This window comes from Clostridioides sp. GD02404, assembly GCF_045898275.1.
In the GTDB taxonomy this organism is placed as follows: domain Bacteria; phylum Bacillota; class Clostridia; order Peptostreptococcales; family Peptostreptococcaceae; genus Clostridioides; species Clostridioides difficile_A.
The window spans coordinates 1-308 of the sequence record NZ_JBJOCA010000083.1 but is presented as its reverse complement, the minus strand read 5'-3'; the positions used below and the strand labels follow the sequence as shown (position 1 = coordinate 308).

The following is a 308-nucleotide window of genomic DNA, read 5'->3' as shown; positions in this document are numbered from 1 at the left end:
GTGGGTGCATAGCTCAGCTGGATAGAGCAACGCCCTTCTAAGGCGTGTGTCCGGGGTTCGAATCCCTGTGCGCTCACCACATATATATTGGGGATTAGCCAAGTCGGTAAGGCACATGACTTTGACTCATGTATGCGTAGGTTCGAGTCCTGCATCCCCAGCCAAATAACATGGTCTATTAGCTCAGTCGGTAGAGCACCTGACTTTTAATCAGGGTGTCCCGCGTTCGAGTCGCGGATAGATCACCAATGGAGAGGTGTCCGAGTGGTTTAAGGAGCTGGTCTTGAAAACCAGTGACTTCGAAAGGG

General features: G+C 51.6%; 3 tRNA genes. All 3 read left to right on the top strand.

Going from position 1 to position 308, the window contains the following annotated elements:
- The first annotated feature begins 2 nt into the window (after positions 1 to 2).
- The 3 genes from Q3287_RS19590 (at position 3) to Q3287_RS19580 (ending at position 248) form a co-directional block, all read left to right on the top strand.
- Positions 3 to 79, top strand: a tRNA-Arg gene (locus Q3287_RS19590).
- 9 nt (positions 80 to 88) lie between these two features.
- Positions 89 to 164: transfer RNA gene (locus Q3287_RS19585), tRNA-Gln, on the top strand.
- A gap of 8 nt (positions 165 to 172) precedes the next feature.
- Positions 173 to 248, top strand: a tRNA-Lys gene (locus tag Q3287_RS19580).
- The last annotated feature ends 60 nt before the right edge of the window (positions 249 to 308 follow it).